We start from the raw sequence: 17,742 nt of genomic DNA, 5'->3' as shown, positions 1-17,742 counted from the left end.
CCCTCAGCCCCCGAGCCCGCCGGACTGCGACGTGGCCGGGCAGATCTGCTGCTGCGTCGGCGCGTTCAGCAGCCCGATCAGCGTGCCGAGCTGCGGGTTGCCCTGCCCGACCGCGTTGAGCAGCTGCGCCGTGCTGCAGGAGAGGACGATCAGGCCGCGGCGGATCGGCCCGTGGGCGTCCTGGCTGGCGAAGATCGCGTTGCCGGCGTGGTTGACCCACGACTGCCAGAAGAGGTAGCCCTCCTCTTTGTCGCCAGGTGGGTTGTAGGCGACCTCGTTGAGCAGGCGGTTGACGACGTTGAACGTGCGCGTCAGGTCGGGCGTCGCGGCCGCGAGGTCGCGCATGGCGGGCCGCAGCTCCTTGACGGTCGGCAGCGCGGCGCGCGCGAACGGCCGCAGCTCGTCCTTGATCACCGGCGTCGTCTCGCGCAGGAACGGGCGCGTCTTGCGCAGCGAGGGGCCGAGCGAGCGCGCCGCCGGGCGCAGCGCCTGGAGCGTCGGCCCGAGCTCCTTGGCGAGCGAGTCGACCTTGCCCAGCGTCGTCTGCGTGGTGTCCAGCGCCCCGGGCAGCTTGCGCAGCGTCTCCTGCAGGCTCGCGTCCTGGCCGGCGAGCGAGGCGAAGACCGCGTTGGAGTTCTGCACGAAGCCCGCCAGCTGCGTGTCGCGCTTGCCGAGCTCGTCGGTCAGCAGCGAGAAGTTGTGGACCACGCGCGCGAGGTTGCGCCGCCGCTCGGCGAGGCCCTCGTTGATCTGCCGCGCGTACCTCGCTGTCGGCTCGATGCGCCGGATCGCCGCCGCGAGCCGGCGTCCCTTCTGCGTGGAGCCGATCCCCTCGGCCCCGTCGTTGAGCAGCAGCTGCAGGTAGTCGCGCGTGTCGGTGTCCAGCGAGGAGAGGATCTCGTCGAGGTTGACGTCGGGCAGCGTCTGCGAGACCGGGATCACGCCGCCCTCCTTCAGCCGGCCGGCACCGCGATGGCCCGGCGTGAGCTCGGCGACCATGTCCTTGAGCCCGGTCTTCGGCCGCAGCAGGATCGACGCGTCGTTGTAGATGCGGTCCTTGAAGCGCGGGCGCACCTTCATCCCGACGATCGCCTTGCCGCCGCGCAGCTTGACCGAGGTGATCTCCCCGACCTGGACGCCGGCGATGTTGACGGTCTGGCCCTGCCCCGGCGTGACGGCCTGCGCGGTCGTCATCTCGGCCGAGAACGTGAAGAAGTCCTTGCCCACGACGGGGATCCACGCCGGCAGCGAGAGCCGCTGCTTGCCGAGGATCACGCTCGCGACCGCGACGGCGATCACGATCAGCGCGACGAGCGCCGCGACGTCGCCCCAGTGCTTGCGGATCGCCGTCTTCACCTGGACCGCTTGCTGTCGAAGGGATGCAGCTTGGCTCGCACGGCCTCGAGGTCGGCCTGGCGCTTGAGCCGGTCCGAGACGCTCGTCGCCTGCGCGGTCGACGCCGTCGTGCCGGTCGGGGCGGTCTTCGCCGCCGCCGGCCCGTTGAGATCGGGCAGCTTGTTCGTGTAGCAGGGGACGTCCGGCTTGTACGGCGGGCGCTTGCCCGGGTACGCCGGCCGGTTGCCGAGCGGCACCTGGACGTTGTTGCCGAACAGCTCGCCGGTGTTCGCGCTCTTGGAGCCCAGCGACACGGTCTGGGAGCCGCCGCCGGTCTGGAAGCGCACGTACATGCCGTTGCCGTCGGTGTTCTGGCCCTCCCCCGCGAGCCCGACGAGCGCGTAGAAGAACTCCTTGTAGTTCTCCACGCCGGTCGTGAACTCGTCCTTGATCACGACGTCGCCGGCCGGCAGCACGATGTCGCGCACGCACTTGGACGCGAGGTCGGTCTGCGGCAGCAGCTCCTCGGCGCGGTCGATCAGGCGCGTGAGGTCGGCGGTCGCGGGCGAGAGCTCCTGGGCCAGGCCGCCCAGCTCGGACTTGCCGACCAGCGCGCGCGTCTGCGCGATCCACGGGAACGCGGCGTCGATCGTCGCCGGCGTCTCGCGCACGCCGGGCAGGATCTCGCGCGCGAATGCCCGCGTCGACGGGAACGCGGCGTTGAGCGACGCGAGCGCGGAGTCGGCGTTGCGCAGCGTCGGCGGGAGCTCGCGGATCGACGCCTGCAGGTTCTCCGACTCGCCCGCGAACGCCGCCATCGTCGTGTTGAGGTTGGTGATCAGGCCCTGCAGCTGGGACTCGTTGCGATCGAGCGCGTCGGCCGTGTTCGCAGTGCCGCGGATCAGCCGCGCCACGTCGCGCCCCGGCTCGGTGCCGAGCAGCGCTTGGAGCACCTGGGCGCTCGAGCTCTCGGCGCTCGGGATGTCGTCATAGGCGTCGTTGAGCGACTGCGCCCCGCTCTTGCCGTCGCGCGTGTCGTTGAGCGCCGTCGAGAAGCCGTCCAGGACCTGCTTGAGGTCCTCGCGCGAGTCGCTCTGCAGCGAGGTCAGGACCTGGTCGAGCTGCACCGGCGTCGCCGTCTGGGAGATCTTCAGCGTGTCGCCCGAGTGCAGCGTGGGCGACTGCGGCGTGCCGGGCTTGAGGTCGACGAAGAAGTTGCCCTCGAGGAAGATGCGCGGGCGGATCTTGGCGGTCGCGTCCTCATGGATCGGCAGCGCCGACTTCTTGAGCTCCATCGTCAGGACGGCCGCATTGGTGCCCTGCAGCGCCTCGACGGACTTGACCTTGCCGACCTCGACGCCCGCGATCCGCACGGGCGAGTTGGGGCGGATCGAGTTCGCGGACTCGAACTGCGCCTTGAGCGTGTAGCCGTGCGTGAACGGGATGTCCTTGGTGAAGCCGAGGAACGCGACGATCGCCAGCACGACGACCGCGACGAGCCCGACGAAGGCGCTTGAGCGCTTGGGCCTGCTCATTGCCCGTCCGTCCTCGCCTGCTGGGTCCCGTCCACGTTGCCGATCACGGTCTTGCCGATCGCGTACGGCTCGTTGCCCGACTCGCACTCCTTCGGCTGCCCCGGCGACGCCGTGTTCGGGTACGGGTTGGTGTGCAGGTGGTTGTCCTGCGAGGGGCCGTTGGCGGGACCGGAGGAGGGCAGGCCCTCGGAGTTCGGGCCCTGCGGGGTGGTGACGATGATGAAGCGCTGCCAGGTCCCGTTGCGGTCGCCTTCGCTCAGCAGCGACGAGATGTTGCGGAAGAACAGCGTCACGTAGTTGCACTGGATCTGGGCCGGAGCGAGGAACCGCAGCGTCGGGTCCAGCGCCTTGACGGCCTGCGTCGTGGACTGCAGGCCGCGCGGCACGAGCGGGTCGTCGGAGAACGTCTTGAGCTCGTCCAGCAGCGACTCCAGGCGCTTGTTGAGCGGCGGCGTGTTCGGCAGCACCTGGATGCCCGCGCCGAGCGCGTCCGAGAGCGGCGGCGCCGCGGTGCGCAGCGCGCGCACGCCGGGGCGCAGCTCTCGCATCAGGCCCTCGGTGTTGGCGAGGAACGGCCGCTGCTTGGGGAAGTCGCGGATCGCCTCGTCGAGCGCCGGCTTGGCGTTGGTGATCGAGTCCTGGATGTACGGGCGCGCGACCTCGCGCAGCGCCGCCATCGTCGTGTCGAGGTTCACGAACAGCGACGCGTTGGTCTCCGCGGCGGGCGCCACGATCGCGTTGAACGCGCCGAGCTGCCGCACGAAGTTGCGCAGGTCGGTGTCCGGCGCCGCGAGGTTCTGCATCACGGGGATGACGTCGCGCAGGAGCGGGCGGAACGCGCCGATCGCGGTGTTGATCGACTCGCCGCGGCCGGCCAGGCCGGTGCCGAGCCCCTGCAGGTTCTGCTGCGCGGCGTCGCGCGTCCTGGCGTCGAACATGTTGAAGAACTCGTCGAGCTCGACCGGCTCCTTGGCCTGCGCGAGCTTGATCGTGTCCCCGTCGGCGAACATCCGTGAGGACTTGCCGCGCGTGATCTCGACGTACTTCAGGCCCAGCGCCGAGCGCGGCCGGACGAGCAGCGTGGAGTCGACCGGCAGCGGCCCCGCGTCCTTGTCGAGCTTGAGGCCCGCGACGGCGATCACGCGGCCGTCGGACTCCGTGCGCGGCTTCAGCGAGGAGACGGCGCCGACCCGCGAGCCGCCGATCTTGACGTCGTTGCCGACGACGAGGTTGGAGCCGCCCGGCAGCTCGGCCTGGAGCTGATAGGTCGGGACGAACGGCAGGCCCTGGTTGGCGTTGTAGGACAGGAAGACCGCGACGATGATCACCAGCACCGTCGCGGCGCCGATCAGGACCGGGTTGCCGGCGATGCCGGAGCCGCGGTTGCTCACTTGCCGTCACCCCCGAAGAGGTAGTCGAGCAGCGCGTCGCCGGTGCCCTGCTGGGTCGGCGTGGGCGTCGGCGTCGGCGCGGAGGTGGCCGACTCGGTCGGGGCCGGTGCGGCGGGAGCACCCGGCTGGGCGGGCGCCGGGCCGGCCGGCGACTGGGTGACGCCGCCGCCCGACGCGGGCGTCGGGGTCGCCGCCGCGGCGGGCTTCTTCTTGGCCGCCGGCTTCTTCGCGTGCCGCTTCGCCTTCGGCTTCTTGGCGGGCTTCTTCTTGGTGGCGCTCTCGCGCTTGACCTTCTCCACCTGCTGGCCCAGCGCCTTCGCCAGCGCGATCGCCGTCGCGCGCAGCGTCGGGTCGTTGCCGACGGCGCTGGCGACGCTCGCGACGGCCGGGTTCGAGGAGGCCGAGGCGCTGTCCTGCGGGTAGTTCGACGAGCAGCCGCCGACCGGCCGGACCGAGTAGTTCGAGCACTGGTTGACGATCAGCTCGGCGCGCAGGTAGTGGCCGAGCCCGTCGAACCCGTTGATGGCGGCCGCCTGGTAGAAGATGTAATCCATCAGCCGATCGATGCCCTGGGTCTTCTGGAAGGACTCCAGCAGGGCCGCGGCGGTCGAGCCGACCGGCCGCACGGCCTGGGCGAGCGAGCGCAGGTCGGCGATCACGGGACGCGCGTCGATGACGGCAGGCGTGCCGCTCTTGGCCGCCTCGCCGAGCGAGTCGACCGCGGGGATCGCGGCCTGCGAGAACGGGCCGAGCCGGCGGACCACGCCGTTGATCTGCGGCGCCACGTCGTGCAGATCGCTGAGCACCGGCGTCGTCTGGTCGGCGAGCGAGCCGAGCTGCTGCATCGTCGGCGTCAGCTGGTCCAGGAACGCCGGCAGCGTCTTGATGTCGGCCTCGAGCGCGCCGCGGCGCTCAGCCGTCGCCTCCGCGACGTCGCTGGAGTTGCGGATCGCGCCCGCGACCTTCGTGCGCTCGCGCGCCAGCGGCGCGACCACGGTGTCGGAGTTGACCGCCAGCTCCTGGAGCACCTTGTTCTGCGAGGCGAGGATCGAGAGCACGCGGTCGGTCTGATGCAGCGCCGGGTCCGCGCGCCGGATCACCTCGTTGAGGTCGCGCCCTCGCCCGGCCAGGCCCGTGCCGAGCTCGTTGAGGATCAGCGACAGCCGCTCGCGCTCGGGCTGGCGCATGACGTCGCCGATCAGGTCGATGTCGACCGACTGCTGCGTGTTGGTGACCGGCAGCAGGTACTGCCCCTTGCCGGGGCCGTCGTCGATCCGCTTCAGCGGCGGCGGCGCCGTGCTCCCGGCAGCGCGCGGCTGCGTCGGCGTGCACTCGACGAAGCGCTCGCCGATCAGCGACTGCGGGCGGACGATGCACGACGCGTCGCGGCGGAAGTCGCGGTAGCCGGGGACGTCGATCTGCAGCACGACGGCGGCCTTGTCGTCGGGCGTGACGTCGAGGTCGGCGATGCGGCCGACCTTCACGCCCGCGACCTTGACGTCCTCGCCGGGGATGACGAAGCCCGCGTTGTCGAAGATCGCGCGCACCTGGTAGGGCGGGCCGCCCGCGCGCGTGGCCAGCAGCGCGACGGCGGCGACGATCGCCACGAGCACGAGGACGATGGGGATCGCGCGCCTCATGGCCCGGGCGGCACCTGGGTCGGGTCGCAGTCGAGGTTGCCCGGCGCATCGCGGAACGGCGCCGACTTGTCGGGCGGCACCTGGCTCGCGGTGCCGGGGCAGCGCTTGAGCATGAAGTTCTGCAGGCCGTCGAGGCGCTGGGAGACGGGCAGCGGCACGAGCGTCGGGCCGGTCGGCAGCTCGTGCAGCTGGAAGGCGTTGAAGACCGGCTGGATGCGCGCGTAGTGGCCGTTGGCGTCGTAGTTGGCGGCGCCGACGCCGAAGTCGCGGAACCAGCCGACCAGCTCGGGGATGTACGGGCGCACGAACTCGAGCACCGGCTGGCCCTTTCTGAGCGCGCCGGTGGCGTCGCTGAACGCGGGGCTGGCGACCTTCTGCAGGCCCGGGAGCTTGCGCGTCGCCTCGACCAGGTCGTTGTCGGCGCCCGGCCGGCGCAGGAGCGTCGAGAGGTCGGCGATCGTCGGCTTGGCGTCGCGCACGAGCGGGCGCAGCTCGCGCAGGAACGGCGCGAGGTCCTTGGTCGCGACCTTGGACTCCGCCACCAGCGGGTCCAGGTCGTCGAGCGTCGAGCGCAGGTTCACGAACGTCGAGTTCGCGCGCCGCAGCGTCGTGGGCAGCAACGAGAGCGCCTCCGAGAGCGCCCGGTTCTCGGACGCGATCGCGCCGGCCGTGGCGTTCGCGTTGCCGACCAGCGAGGAGAGGTCGTCGCGCTTGGAGGCGACTGTCGTGACCGTGCGCGAGGAGGAGACCAGGAAGTCGGTCAGCGCGCCCTCGTCCGCGGTCGCCTCGTTGACGAGCCGGCGCGCGCTCGAGAGCAGCGGATTGAAGTACTTGGTCGACTCGGCGGCCTGCTGCGCCTTGCCGTCGTATTGCGTCGCGAAGCCCTTGATCAGCCCCTGCAGGTCCTTGCGCGCCTTCGGATCGAGTGCGTTGAAGAGCTGGTCGAGGTCGACCGCCGTGGTCGTCTGCGAGGTGTCGAGCACGGCGCCGTCGCCGAGCGCGCGGTTGGTCCCCGGCGCGGGCGAGAGCGCGATGTAGCGGTTCGCGATGCCCGACAGCGAGGTCAGCCGGATGATCGCCGTCGTGCCCTCGCGCAGCGGCGCGTACGGCTCGTCGACGGAGACCTTCACCGCGGCCTGGTTGTCCGGCGTGAGCGCGATCGACTTCACGCTGCCCACCGGCCGGCCGCCGATCTGCACGTTGTCGCCCTTCACGAGCTGGCCCGCGTTCTGGAAGATCAGCGTGTACTCGTGCCCGCCGCCGTGGAGCAGCAGCAGCCACACCGCGAGGACGGCGACGAGTGCGACGCCGATGGCAACGGCCGCGCGGGCGAGCGTCACGCGGGCTCCCTACTCCATTCCCAGCGGACCGCGCGAGGCCCCGGACAGGAACTGGTTGACGAACTGGTTGTCGGAGTCGAAGAGCTCCTCGGCGGGCCCGCTCTCGACGATCCGGCCCTTCCACAGCACCGCGATGTACTCGGCGACGCGCTTGGCGGACATGATGTCGTGCGTGATGACGACGTAGGCGCCGCCGTTCTCCTCGTGGATCTCCTGGATCAGCTCGCACAGCAGCGCCGTGCGCACGGGATCCAGGCCGGAGTCGGGCTCGTCGAAGAGCACGATGTCCGGGTCCAGCACGAGCGCCCGCGCGAAGCCGGCGCGCTTGCGCATCCCGCCCGAGAGCTCGTTCGGCATCTTGTCGGCGGAGCCTTCCAGCCCGACCTCGCGCAGGCGCCGGTTGACGATGTCCCCGATCTCGTCCTCGCCCTTGTCGGTGTGCTGGCGCAGCGGGAACGCGACGTTGTCCCACAGGTTCATCGAGCCGAACAGGGCGCCGTCCTGGAACAGCACGCCGAACTTCTTGCGCATCTCGAACAGCTCTTCGTCGCGCATCCCGGGCACCGACTCGCCGTGGACGAGCACGTCGCCGGAGTCGGGATACAGCAGGCCGACCATGTGCTTGATGCAGACCGACTTCCCCGTGCCCGACGGGCCGAGGATCATCGAGATCTTGTCCTCCGGGATCTCCATGTTCAGACCGCGGAGGATCTTGTTGCGCCCGAACGCCTTGTGGACCTCGACGAACTCGACGGCGGCCGCCGCCCCCGACGGACGGTGCTTGCCGGTGTGCCACTGATACTCGTCGGTCTCTTCGATCATCGTCATCCTCCGATGGGGGCGCGCGGGTTGGCGCCCCAGAAGATCTGCGTGCCGAGCATCCCGATCAGGTGCACGAGCACGATGTTCAACACCATCGATTTCGCGGTCGCGGTCCCCACGCCGACGGGGCCGCCGGATGCCGTGTACCCGTAGTAACAGCCGACCAGCACGATGACGGTCGCCATCGCCATGGCTTTTATGACGCTGTAGAGCAGGTCCGGCGGGTTCTGGAACATCCAGAAGATCAGCGAGTAGCCGCCGCTGGAGACCTCGCCGATCTGCTGCACCACGGCTAAGTAGGACGCGAGGAAGCCGGCGCCGATGCCGGCGATGTAGACGAACGGCAGCACGAGCCACGCGGCCAGCAGCCGCGTCGCGCACAGGAACGTCATCGACGGCACGCCCATCACCTCGAGCGCGTCGATCTCGTCCGAGATGCGCATCGAGCCGAGCTCGGCGACGATGCCGGTGCCGACCTTCGCCGACATCATGTAGCCGAACGCGTACGGGATCAGCTCGCGCAGGTCGCACCAGGCGGCGAACACGCCCGCATAGGCGGGGGCGCCGGTCGCGCGGTTGAAGTACGCGGCCTCGATGCCGCACTGGAGCCCGATGATGAACGTCAGGCCCCAGATCACGAGCGTCGAGGAGAGGATCAGGACGCCGGCCTGACGCAGGCCCTCGCCGAAGTAGCGGAAGACCTTGAGGCCCCAGACCTCGCCGGTCACGCGCCCGCTGAAGCGGACGATGTCGCCGAAGGACGCGAACCAGTCGCGCGGAACCGCGAGCCAGCCGTTCATTTGATGTTGAGGATCTCCGGGTGGGTCGCCAGCAGCGTCTGGGTGAACACGTAGTTGAACGCGAACACGCCGAGCGTGGCGATGACGACGGCCTGGTTGACGGCGCGGCCCACGCCCGCGGCGCCGCCGGATGCGGTCATGCCCTTGTAGCAGCAGACGACGGCGATGATCGCGCCGAACAGCGTGCACTTCAGGACCGAGCCCCAGAGGTCGGGGATCGACGCGTTGGTCAGCAGGTTGGCGAAGAACGGCCCGACGGGCTGCTGGTTGACGCCGTTGGCGACGAGGCCGCCGAAGAGGCCGAAGAGGATCGCGTAGACGTCGAAGAGGCCGGTGACGATCATCAGCGCCAGGAAGCGGGGGACGACGAGGTTCTTCACCGGGTCCACCCCGAGCACCTGGAGCGCGTCGAGCTCCTCGCGGATCTTGCGCGCGCCGAGGTCGGCCGTGATCGCGGTGCCGGCGACGCCCGCGACCACGATCGCGGTCACGAACGGCGCGAACTCGCGGATGCTCGCGAGCACGAAGAAGCCGCCCAGGCGGTCGTTGGCGCCGAACAGCGTGAGGAAGTTGGAGGCCTGCAGCCCGGGGGCGGCGTAGCCGAACGCGATGGTCGAGACCATCAGCGGGAACCAGCACAGGCGGAGCGCGAACAGGAACTGCTGAACGAACTCGCCGCCGTACGGGTACGGCGGCCTGAGGGCGGAGACGATCGTCTTGCCCGTCAGGATCATCATGTCCCCGACTTCCTCCAGCAGGCCCTTGGCCGGCAGGAACGCTCGATCGGCGACGCCTCTGACCACTTCTCTCCTCTCCCCTACAAGCCCCTACAGAGGCGCGAAGGTTATGGCACGGCGTATCGCCGGCTCAAACGGGAACCGGCGCCGTTACTTGCGCAAACGGGCCAGCAGGACGACGTCGACGTGCCGTCCGCGCTCGAGGTTGCGGCCCCGCATCACGCCTTCCTCCGTAAATCCGAGCGCTGCCGCGAGGGCTCGCGCGGCGGCGTTTTCCGGCGTGGTGGTGATCTCGATGCGGTGCAGGTCCAGCTCCGCGAACGCCCATTCCACCAGCAGCGAGACCGCTGTCTTGCCGATCCCGCGGCCGCGCGCGGCCGGCACGAGCCAGTAGCCGATCTCGGCGCGGCGGTTCTTGAAGTCGACGCTGTGCAGCATCACGTGGCCGAGGAACGGCCGCCCGCTGGCGTCGGTCACCGCGAGGCCGAGGAACTCGCCGCGGGCGCGCAGGCGCGGCTGTCGCGCGATGAAGCGACGCACCCCCGACTCCGTCGGGTCCTCCTCGGCGCCGATCAGGGCGCCCAGCCCCGGGTCCTCGCGGAAGGCGTTCGCGAATGGTCCGGCGTCGCGGGCGCGCAGGCGGCGCAGGGCGATGCCGTCCCGGCGGAGCTCTTCGGGGACGGGCAGGGATGGCATCTCGTCTGGCGCGAGCGTAGCCCGCGCGGTGATACGTTCGCCCGACTGATGCGCCGGGTGATCGTGCTCGCCGTCGTGCTCGCCGCGGGCTGCGGGGGCGGCGGCGCGCGCCAGGACGCCGACGAGCCATCCGGGGACTTCAAGGTCGAGGTCGTCAGCGCCTCGTTCCCCCGCACGCAGCACATCGCCCAGACCGTGCAGCTGCGCGTCCGCGTGCGCAACGCCGACACGCGCGCCCTGCCTGTCGCGGTGACCGTCGAGACCGCCGCCCCGGCGGGCGTCGCGCCGAGCGCGTTCGGGCAGGGCTCGTCCGGCGGCGATCAAGCGGACTCGACGCGGCCGATCTGGGTGCTCGATCGCGGGCCGCGCCGCGGCGACACGGCAGCGGTCAACACATGGAGCGCGGGCCCGCTGCGGCCGGGACAGTCACGCGTGCTGACGTGGCGGCTCGTGGCGGCCAAGGCGGGGACGTACACGGTGGCCTACCGCGTCTCGCCGGGGCTCGCCGGGCGGGCGAAGGCGGCCGCCGGCGGGCGCACCGAAGGACGCTTCCGGGTCACGATCGACGACGAGCCGGTACCGGCGCGCGTCGGGGACGACGGCGGCGTGATCCGCGGAGGCTCTGACCGGCCGGACTCGTGAGCGACCCGTATCTCGCGCGACCGTGGCTCGACAAGGCGCCCGGCTCGGGACCGGCGCCGCCGACGATCATGGACGCGCTGGCGGCGGAGATCGAGGCGGGTGGCGAGCGCGATCTGATCCGCCACGGCGACGGGCGCATCTCGCTGCGGGATGCCGATGCTCGCGCGGACGCCGTTGCCGCCGGGCTCGCGGCGCGCGGCATCGGGCAGGGCGATCGCGTCGCGATCCGGCTCCAGAACGTCCCGGAGTTCGTCTACGCGCTGCTCGCGTGCTGGAAGCTCGGGGCGATCGCCGTGATGGTCAGCCCGATGCTGCGGGCGGGCGAGATCGACTTCGAGCTCGAGGACTCCGGCGCCGCGCTGCTGCTCGCCGCCGAGGACCTGCACGTCGAGACCGTCGACGCCGCGGCGCTCGCGCGCGAGCACGCCGGCGAGCGGCCGGCGCCCGCGCGGATCGCGCCGGAGGACGTCGCGGTGCTCACGTACACGTCCGGCACGACCGGTCCGCCGAAGGGCGCGATGAACACGCACGCGAACCTCGTGCACGGCGCGCGCGCCTACCGCGACTTCGCGCAGCTCACGCCCGACGACGTGATCATCGGCATGGCGCCGCTGTTCCACGTGACCGGGTTGGTGGCGCACGTCGCCTCCGCCCTGCTCGTGCCGATGCCGCTCGTGCTCGGCGGGCGCTTCGACGCCGCGGCCACGTGCGCGCTGATCGAGCGCCACCGCACCACGTTCACGGTCGCCGCCATCACCGCCTTCACCGCGATCCTCAACGCGCCCGGCGAGCACGACCTCAGCTCGATGACCAAGGCCTACAGCGGCGGCGCACCGGTGTCGGTCGCGAGTGCGGAGGCGTGGGAGCGGCGCAGCGGCAGCCCGCTGCGCGTGGCCTACGGGCTGACGGAGACGACCTCACCCGCGCACCTCGTGCCGGTGGGGCTGCGGCCACCGGTCGACGAGTCCTCCGGCGCGCTCTCGATCGGCATCCCGGTGACCGCGACCGACGTGCGGATCGTCGACCCCCAGGGCGAGAGCGTCGCGGCCGGCGAGCCCGGGGAGATCGCGATCCGCGGGCCCCAGGTGGTCCCCGGGTACTGGGAGCGCCCGGACGCGACCGGGCACGCGATCCCCGGCGGCGAGCTGCGCACCGGCGACGTCGGGCTGATGGACCCCGAAGGCTGGTTCTACGTGATCGACCGGCTCAAGGACCAGATCAACGCGTCCGGCTTCAAGGTCTGGCCGCGGGAGGTCGAGGACGTCCTCTACCGCCATCCGGCGGTGCGCGAGGTCGCCGTCGTCGGCGTGCCGGACGAGTACCGCGGCGAGACGGTCAAGGCCTTCGTCTCGCTCAAGCCCGGCGCGGAGGTCGCGCCGGACGAGCTGATCGCCTACGCGCGCGAGCGCCTGGCGTCGTACAAGTACCCGCGGCTGGTGGAGCTCATCGACGAGCTGCCGAAGACGGCCAGCGGGAAGATCCTGCGGCGCGAGCTGCGCTCACGGCCGGACGGGCCGTGAGCGCGGTGCCGCGGAGCTAGAGCGGCTGGACCTGGACGGCCTTGGGGCCCTTCGGGCCCGCCTCGGCCGTGTACGAGACGCGCGCGCCCTCGGCGAGCGAGCGGAAGCCCTCGCCCTGGATGGCGCTGTGGTGCACGAACAGGTCCGTGCCCGTCTCGTCCGGGGTGATGAAGCCGAAGCCCTTCTCGTCGTTGAACCACTTAACGGTTCCGGTTGCCATGCTGGCCTCCACGTGGTGCTTGGTGCTGTGCTGCGGTACGCGGAGGTGCTTTGGAGCGACGATCTGCGATGCGGCACTGCGGATTTGTCGCGCCGCACCGTAGCAGTTCCCGCGGCTCACCGTAGAGCCCACGTTCACCGCCGCTTGACGTGCTCGCAATGCGTCAGCCGATCGCGCCTGTCCGCGGTGACGGTATCCGAGCCGCTGCCGCAGTCGACGGTGTCGCGCTCGCCGTCGCGCACGTCGATCGTGTCGCGGCCCGCGCCGGAGCCGATCTGGTCGCGCCCGGGGCCGCCGGTGATGCGGTCGTTGCCGGACTCCGTCGCGACGATGTCGTCGCCCGCGCCGGCGTCGATCCGGTCCGAGCCGCCCCCCGTGGCGATCCAGTCGTCACCCGCGTCGCCGTGGATGTCGTCGAGCCCGGTACCGCCGTCGATCTCGTCGTCGCCCGCCCCGCCGGTGATGCGGTCGTTGCCGGAGCCGCCCGAGATCGAGTCGGTGTCGTCGCCGCCGTCGAGGCGGTCATTGCCGCGGCCGCCGCGCAGCTGGTCACGGCCGGGGCCGCCGATCAGCGTGTCGGGGCCGCCCGAGCGGTCGTCGCGGTCGTTGCAGTCGTCTGGGACGACGGCGCCCGGCTTGCACACGCCGTCGCCCTCGATCGTGTCGTCGCCCTCGCCGCCGTCGATCTTGTCGGCGGCGCCGAGTCCGTAGACGACGTCGCCGCCGGCCTTGGCGGTGATGCTGTCGGCCGTCGCGGTTCCCACCAGGAAGTCGGTCAGGTCGGTTCCCTGGACGTCGGTGGCGAGCGCCGGAGCGGCGACGCCGAGTGTCAAGGTCGCCGCCGCGACTGCCAGCCAAGTGCGCCTCATGCAAGCATCCGTAACCCGGCGGGGCGCCCAACGGAGCGGGCGGATTGCGCAAAGTCGCCGATCAGGCGCGAGCCGCCGGCAGGACTCATCCGACCCGGTAGAAGCGAATCCCCATGCGGTTCGGCGCGCGGGCGGCTTCGGGCGCGCGTCGCGGGACCGGCGAACTGCGCGGGGTGAGGAATGCGGGTCTCTCCGGCCTCGGCGGGCTGACGGTCGCGATCGATCATCGTGGTGGCGCTTTCGCGCACGTTCGATCGTCTTCGCGCGGGTTCTCCGAGGGGTGACTTACGAAACTTCGAACTATTCGAAGGTTCGTGAGGCACCCCTTGTGTCGCTGCCTCAAACCGATCACCCGGCCTCGCGAGCCGCGCAAACAACCTGACCCGCTCCCTTACCAGCGCAGTTCGCCGGACCTGCGGGGCCGCGGCGAGAAGACGCGCCGCACGGCGCGCGTTATGCGCGACCCGGGCGGCCCGTTCGAGCCGCACACGGGGAGCGGCCACCTGTACTCCGACATCGCCGACGTGAGCTTCAAGCGGCTGACGAAGACGGTGGCGGTCCCCGGCGGCGGACACCAGAAGTTCTGGGCGGCCTACGGCACCGCTGAGTCCTGTGCCTCCGGGTGGCGCGAACTGCACCCGCAGCTCGACCACCACCAGACGTTCAACGGCGACGCATGCACGCCGACCGGCACCACCGGCGGCTGGTAGGAGTGGGATGTCGACATGAGCGCCTCCAAGGGCGGCGAGGTCGCCGGACCCGCACCGGGGCCGCCCGGCTCCCCGAGGGCGCGGCCATCCGGACGAGCGGTCGCCGCTGCTGGGCTTCGGCCTCGAGCAGGTCGACACGGACGCCAGCCGCGCGGCGATCATGGGCCGCGCCATGCAGGACCCGCTCGACTAGCTGGAGGGGACGATCGCGGGAGCGCCCCCGCGACCGGCCCAGTACCACGACGCGGCCGAGGCCTCGGCGATCGTCGCGGCGCCTACCGCGGCAACCGCGGCGCGATGATCCGGTACGCCTTCAGGCCCAGCCCCAGCCGCTCCCGGTCCTCGCTCAGCAGCGGGTCCAGGCCGGTGAGCTCCTTCACGCGCTCGAGGCGGTACGCGACGGTGTGCCGGTGCGCGTAGATCGCCGAAGCGGTCGCATTCATGTTGCAGTTGCGCTCCAGATACGCCGAGAGCGTGCCGACGAGGTCGGTCGAGTACTGCGCGTCATAGGCGACCAGCGGCGCGACCGTGTCCTCGTAGAACGAGCGCACCTCCTCGGGGTGCGAGGCGAGCACCCGGAACAGGAGGCGGTACGTGCCCGTGCCGATGTCCTCGGCGATCGGGACGTCCGAGCGCCGCAGCACGTCGAGCACGAGCTCGGCCTCCTGGATCGCGCGTCCGAGGTCCGACACCTCGGCGTAGAACGATGACACGCCGACCGTCCCGTGCCGCTGCAACCGTGCGGCGAGCCGGCGTGCGGCGGCCAGCGTGGCCGTCGCGTCGCCGCCGCCGACGGCCGGCAGGAGCGCGTAGACGCGTCCCGACCCGCCGCCTTCCATGTGCTGCGCCAGCGCGCCGGGGTGCTCCCCCGCGATCGTCGCCACCACGTGGCGCGGGCGATCGGAGGAGAGCTCGGCGCACAGCGCCACCGCGCCGCGCGAGAGGTCGCAGCCGAGGCGCGCCGCGCGGCGCAGCACGTCGTCGGCGTCCAGGTCGTCGCGCCCGCGCAGCTCCTCGAGGAACGAGCCGCGCAGGTTCTGCTCGACCTCCAGGCGCGCCTCTTCGACGGCCACCTCGGTCAAGCACGCGACCGCCGCCACGTGCAGGAACTCGAGCGCGTCCGCCACGGGCTCGTCGTCGCCGATCAACAGCACGGCGCCGAGCTTCTCGTCGCCGGACGCGATCGGGACCTCCGCCGCGACGCCGGGCGGCACCGCGGCCGTGCGGCCGCGGGAGCGCTCGCTCACGTAGCGCCGCAGCGCCGCCAGGTCCGTCACCGGCCCGGACGCCGCCGCCGCGCCGAGCCTCGGCACGACGATCGCGACCACGCCGCCGGTCTCGCCCGCGGCAAGCGCCGCAACGCCTTCAAGGCCGTCGCCGCCGAGGACCGCGTCGACCATCCGCAGGTGGACGCCCCGCACGCGCTCCACCACGGAAGGCCCGCGATCCCGCGCGGACTGCGCCTCCATCGCCACCAGAAATGCCTCCTTCGCACGTGGGGCGGCCGTCACGGCCGCCCCACGCAATCCGCCTTGAACGCCTGCCTGTCAGGAGGCCGCCTGGATGGCGGCCTCCGGGTGGGCCTGCAGGGTCTCCTCACCGGACTCGCCGGTGCGGATGCGATACGCCTCCTCGACCGGCAGGACGAACACCTTGCCGTCGCCGATGGATCCCGTCCGGGCATGCTTGAGGATGGCGTCGACCACCGTCTGCACATCGCCGCTCGCCACCACGCATTCGATCTTGACCTTCGGCCGCAGCCAGTTGGTCAGCTCGGCGCCGCGGTAGCGCTCGGTGATCCCCTTCTGACGCCCGGAGCCCTTGACCTCCGAGATCGACAGCGAGGGGAACCCCAAGGACAGCAGCTCCATCCGGATCGGCTCGAACGCCTCGTGCCGGATGAACGCCTCGATCTTCTTCACGCTGGGACCTCCCGAGTGGATGCGGTCGCCACCCGTGCCGGTGGCGTACCCAGCGTTGCAGGCGCCGAATAGCCGATCAGCTCGGGGGCGGGGATGAACTGCTCGGGATACCCGTACATCCCATGCTCCGAGATGTCCAGTCCGGCGTCCTCTTCCTCGGCGCTGACACGCAGGCCATAGGTCTTCTTGATCGCCCAGAACGTGGCGAAGGACAGCACGAACACGAACGCGAACGCGGACGCCACGCCGAGGATCTGCGCGAGGAGCTGGTGCAGCGAGCCGGAGTAGACGAGGCCCGGATCGCCGACCGCGTTGTACTTCGCCAGGCGCGGCGCCGTGAAGATGCCGCAGGAGATCGTGCCCCAGATGCCGGCGAGGCCGTGCGCGGAGAGCGCGCCGACCGGGTCGTCGATCTTCTTGTCGATCGCGAACACGCCGTACACGACGATCACGCCGGCGACCGCGCCGATGATCGGCGCCGCCCACAGCTCCACGTACCCGGAGGGCGCGGTGATGGCGACGAGCGCGGCGATCGCGCCGTTGCCCGCCATGCCGATGTCGATCTTCTTGGTCTTGGTGTACATCACCGCCACCGCGCTGATCACGCCGGCGGCGGCCGCGAGGTTCGTGACCATCGCGATCTCCGGGAAGCGCCCGTCCATGGCCTGCAGGCCGGAGCCCGGGTTGAACCCGAACCAGCCCAGCCAGAGGATCAGGATGCCGAGGCCGAACAGCGGCATGTTGTGACCGGGGATCGCGCGCGGCTTGCCGTCGGCGCCGTACTTGCCGCGCCGGGCGCCCAGCAGCAGCAGCGCCGCGAGCGCGCCGGTCGCGCCCATCAGGTGGACCACCGTCGAGCCGGCGAAGTCCTGCATGCCGAACTTCGTGGCGAGCCAGCCGCCGCCGAAGATCCAGTGCGCGCCGACCGGATAGATGATCGCCGAGAAGACGACGGCGTAGATGATGTAGACGCCGAACTTGATGCGCTCGAGCGTCGTGCCCCAGACGATCGCCAGGGAGACCGCGCAGAACACGAACTGGAAGAACCACAGCGTCTCGACCGTCACGTGGCCGGTCGACTTGGGACCGGACCAGGCGAGCGGGAAGTTCGCCGCGGCGTTCCCGCCGGCCAGGAAGAAGCCGTGCGTGCCGATGATCTGGTTGCCCGCGCCGAACGAGAACGCGAAGCCGACCGCGTAGAACATCAGGGCGCAGATGGCGAAGTTCACGAGGATCTTCGCGACGACGGTGCCGGCGTTCTTGCCGCGGGAGAAGCCGATCTCCAGGAAGGCGAAGCCCGCCTGCATGAACATGACGAGGATGCCGGCCACCAGCACCCACACCGAGTTGATGGCGACGTCGGACGGGAGCTGCCCGGCTACTGCTGCCTTCAGCGTGCCGCCGTCGGCCAGTGCTGCAGCCGGCAAGACGGCCAGCGCGAGCAGCCCGGCCCCCACGCCGGCGGCCCAGCGAGTCCTGCGCATCGATCCTCCTCTTGTCTAACGTCGTCCGACGTCCGAGCTTGAGCGGACGCAGGACGAAACATTTCCTGTAAGGAGTCTC

General features: G+C 71.2%; 17 protein-coding genes. 3 read left to right on the top strand and 14 right to left on the bottom strand.

Annotated elements, in window-relative coordinates; genetic code table 11:
- Nucleotides 1-3: 3 nt before the first annotated feature.
- The 9 genes from H958_RS0113720 to H958_RS43340 all read right to left on the bottom strand — a co-directional run bounded on the left by H958_RS0113720 (nt 4) and on the right by H958_RS43340 (nt 10,296).
- Nucleotides 4-1,356 (bottom strand): MlaD family protein, encoded by a 1,353-nt coding sequence (locus H958_RS0113720; protein WP_028059088.1) that lies wholly within the window; start codon nt 1,354-1,356, stop codon nt 4-6.
- Nucleotides 1,353-2,870, bottom strand: a complete 1,518-nt coding sequence (locus H958_RS37165; protein ID WP_037410107.1) for an MlaD family protein — start codon at nt 2,868-2,870, stop codon at nt 1,353-1,355. Before H958_RS37165 ends, H958_RS0113720 begins: the two co-directional genes overlap by 4 nt.
- Nucleotides 2,867-4,261: an MlaD family protein gene (locus H958_RS0113710; RefSeq protein ID WP_028059087.1), complete on the bottom strand. Its 1,395-nt coding sequence runs from the start codon at nt 4,259-4,261 to the stop codon at nt 2,867-2,869. The genes H958_RS37165 and H958_RS0113710 overlap by 4 nt, the downstream gene beginning before the upstream one ends.
- On the bottom strand, nt 4,258-5,901 hold the full coding sequence (locus H958_RS0113705; RefSeq protein WP_028059086.1) for an MlaD family protein: 1,644 nt from the start codon (nt 5,899-5,901) through the stop codon (nt 4,258-4,260). Before H958_RS0113705 ends, H958_RS0113710 begins: the two co-directional genes overlap by 4 nt.
- Entirely contained in the window at nt 5,898-7,241 is a 1,344-nt protein-coding gene (locus H958_RS0113700) for an MlaD family protein (protein ID WP_028059085.1), read from the bottom strand. Before H958_RS0113700 ends, H958_RS0113705 begins: the two co-directional genes overlap by 4 nt.
- 9 nt (nt 7,242-7,250) lie before the next feature.
- Entirely contained in the window at nt 7,251-8,063 is an 813-nt protein-coding gene (locus H958_RS0113695) for an ABC transporter ATP-binding protein (RefSeq protein ID WP_081685920.1), read from the bottom strand.
- Nucleotides 8,064-8,065: 2 nt separating this feature from the next.
- Nucleotides 8,066-8,863: an ABC transporter permease gene (locus H958_RS0113690; protein ID WP_028059083.1), complete on the bottom strand. Its 798-nt coding sequence runs from the start codon at nt 8,861-8,863 to the stop codon at nt 8,066-8,068.
- A complete protein-coding gene (locus tag H958_RS0113685) occupies nt 8,860-9,666 on the bottom strand; it encodes an MlaE family ABC transporter permease (protein WP_231379245.1) in 807 nt (268 codons plus the stop codon). The genes H958_RS0113690 and H958_RS0113685 overlap by 4 nt, the downstream gene beginning before the upstream one ends.
- Before the next feature lie 84 nt (nt 9,667-9,750).
- A complete protein-coding gene (locus H958_RS43340; RefSeq protein WP_051324230.1) occupies nt 9,751-10,296 on the bottom strand; it encodes a GNAT family N-acetyltransferase in 546 nt (181 codons plus the stop codon).
- Nucleotides 10,297-10,344: 48 nt separating this feature from the next.
- On the opposite strand from H958_RS43340, the gene H958_RS0113675 reads away from it, so the two are divergent.
- On the top strand, nt 10,345-10,938 hold the full coding sequence (locus tag H958_RS0113675; RefSeq protein WP_028059081.1) for a hypothetical protein: 594 nt from the start codon (nt 10,345-10,347) through the stop codon (nt 10,936-10,938).
- On the top strand, nt 10,935-12,458 hold the full coding sequence (locus tag H958_RS0113670; protein WP_028059080.1) for a class I adenylate-forming enzyme family protein: 1,524 nt from the start codon (nt 10,935-10,937) through the stop codon (nt 12,456-12,458). Before H958_RS0113675 ends, H958_RS0113670 begins: the two co-directional genes overlap by 4 nt.
- A gap of 16 nt (nt 12,459-12,474) precedes the next feature.
- On the opposite strand, the gene H958_RS0113665 is transcribed toward H958_RS0113670, so the two are convergent.
- Both H958_RS0113665 and H958_RS37155 read right to left on the bottom strand, forming a co-directional pair.
- Entirely contained in the window at nt 12,475-12,678 is a 204-nt protein-coding gene (locus H958_RS0113665; RefSeq protein WP_028059079.1) for a cold-shock protein, read from the bottom strand.
- A 134-nt stretch (nt 12,679-12,812) separates the two neighbouring features.
- On the bottom strand, nt 12,813-13,547 hold the full coding sequence (locus H958_RS37155) for a calcium-binding protein (protein ID WP_156027968.1): 735 nt from the start codon (nt 13,545-13,547) through the stop codon (nt 12,813-12,815).
- Between the two features lie 455 nt (nt 13,548-14,002).
- Between H958_RS37155 and H958_RS0113655 the strand changes: the two genes are divergently transcribed.
- Entirely contained in the window at nt 14,003-14,257 is a 255-nt protein-coding gene (locus tag H958_RS0113655; RefSeq protein ID WP_028059078.1) for a hypothetical protein, read from the top strand.
- A gap of 275 nt (nt 14,258-14,532) precedes the next feature.
- On the opposite strand, the gene H958_RS0113650 is transcribed toward H958_RS0113655, so the two are convergent.
- The 3 genes from H958_RS0113650 to H958_RS37145 all read right to left on the bottom strand — a co-directional run bounded on the left by H958_RS0113650 (nt 14,533) and on the right by H958_RS37145 (nt 17,663).
- On the bottom strand, nt 14,533-15,726 hold the full coding sequence (locus H958_RS0113650) for a PucR family transcriptional regulator (protein WP_037410105.1): 1,194 nt from the start codon (nt 15,724-15,726) through the stop codon (nt 14,533-14,535).
- 78 nt (nt 15,727-15,804) lie between these two features.
- Entirely contained in the window at nt 15,805-16,179 is a 375-nt protein-coding gene (locus tag H958_RS37150) for a P-II family nitrogen regulator (RefSeq protein WP_051324228.1), read from the bottom strand.
- The gene (locus H958_RS37145) at nt 16,176-17,663 is read right to left on the bottom strand and encodes an ammonium transporter (RefSeq protein ID WP_081685860.1); all 1,488 of its coding nucleotides are present in this window, start codon (nt 17,661-17,663) and stop codon (nt 16,176-16,178) included. The genes H958_RS37150 and H958_RS37145 overlap by 4 nt, the downstream gene beginning before the upstream one ends.
- Nucleotides 17,664-17,742 lie beyond the last annotated feature (79 nt).

The sequence above is a fragment of the Candidatus Solirubrobacter pratensis genome (assembly GCF_000425945.1).
GTDB lineage: Bacteria > Actinomycetota > Thermoleophilia > Solirubrobacterales > Solirubrobacteraceae > Solirubrobacter > Solirubrobacter pratensis.
This window is presented reverse-complemented; position numbering and strand designations above follow the sequence as displayed.

Coding starts and splice junctions, on each gene's coding strand:
- H958_RS37155 (WP_156027968.1), bottom strand. CDS start 13,547: ATGAGGCGCACTTGGCTGGCAGTCGCGGCGGCGACCTTGACACTCGGC.
- H958_RS0113690 (WP_028059083.1), bottom strand. CDS start 8,863: ATGAACGGCTGGCTCGCGGTTCCGCGCGACTGGTTCGCGTCCTTCGGC.
- H958_RS0113665 (WP_028059079.1), bottom strand. CDS start 12,678: ATGGCAACCGGAACCGTTAAGTGGTTCAACGACGAGAAGGGCTTCGGC.
- H958_RS37165 (WP_037410107.1), bottom strand. CDS start 2,870: ATGAGCAGGCCCAAGCGCTCAAGCGCCTTCGTCGGGCTCGTCGCGGTC.
- H958_RS0113650 (WP_037410105.1), bottom strand. CDS start 15,726: ATGGAGGCGCAGTCCGCGCGGGATCGCGGGCCTTCCGTGGTGGAGCGC.
- H958_RS0113655 (WP_028059078.1), top strand. CDS start 14,003: ATGCGCGACCCGGGCGGCCCGTTCGAGCCGCACACGGGGAGCGGCCAC.
- H958_RS37145 (WP_081685860.1), bottom strand. CDS start 17,663: ATGCGCAGGACTCGCTGGGCCGCCGGCGTGGGGGCCGGGCTGCTCGCG.
- H958_RS0113705 (WP_028059086.1), bottom strand. CDS start 5,901: ATGAGGCGCGCGATCCCCATCGTCCTCGTGCTCGTGGCGATCGTCGCC.
- H958_RS0113695 (WP_081685920.1), bottom strand. CDS start 8,063: ATGATCGAAGAGACCGACGAGTATCAGTGGCACACCGGCAAGCACCGT.
- H958_RS0113675 (WP_028059081.1), top strand. CDS start 10,345: ATGCGCCGGGTGATCGTGCTCGCCGTCGTGCTCGCCGCGGGCTGCGGG.
- H958_RS43340 (WP_051324230.1), bottom strand. CDS start 10,296: ATGCCATCCCTGCCCGTCCCCGAAGAGCTCCGCCGGGACGGCATCGCC.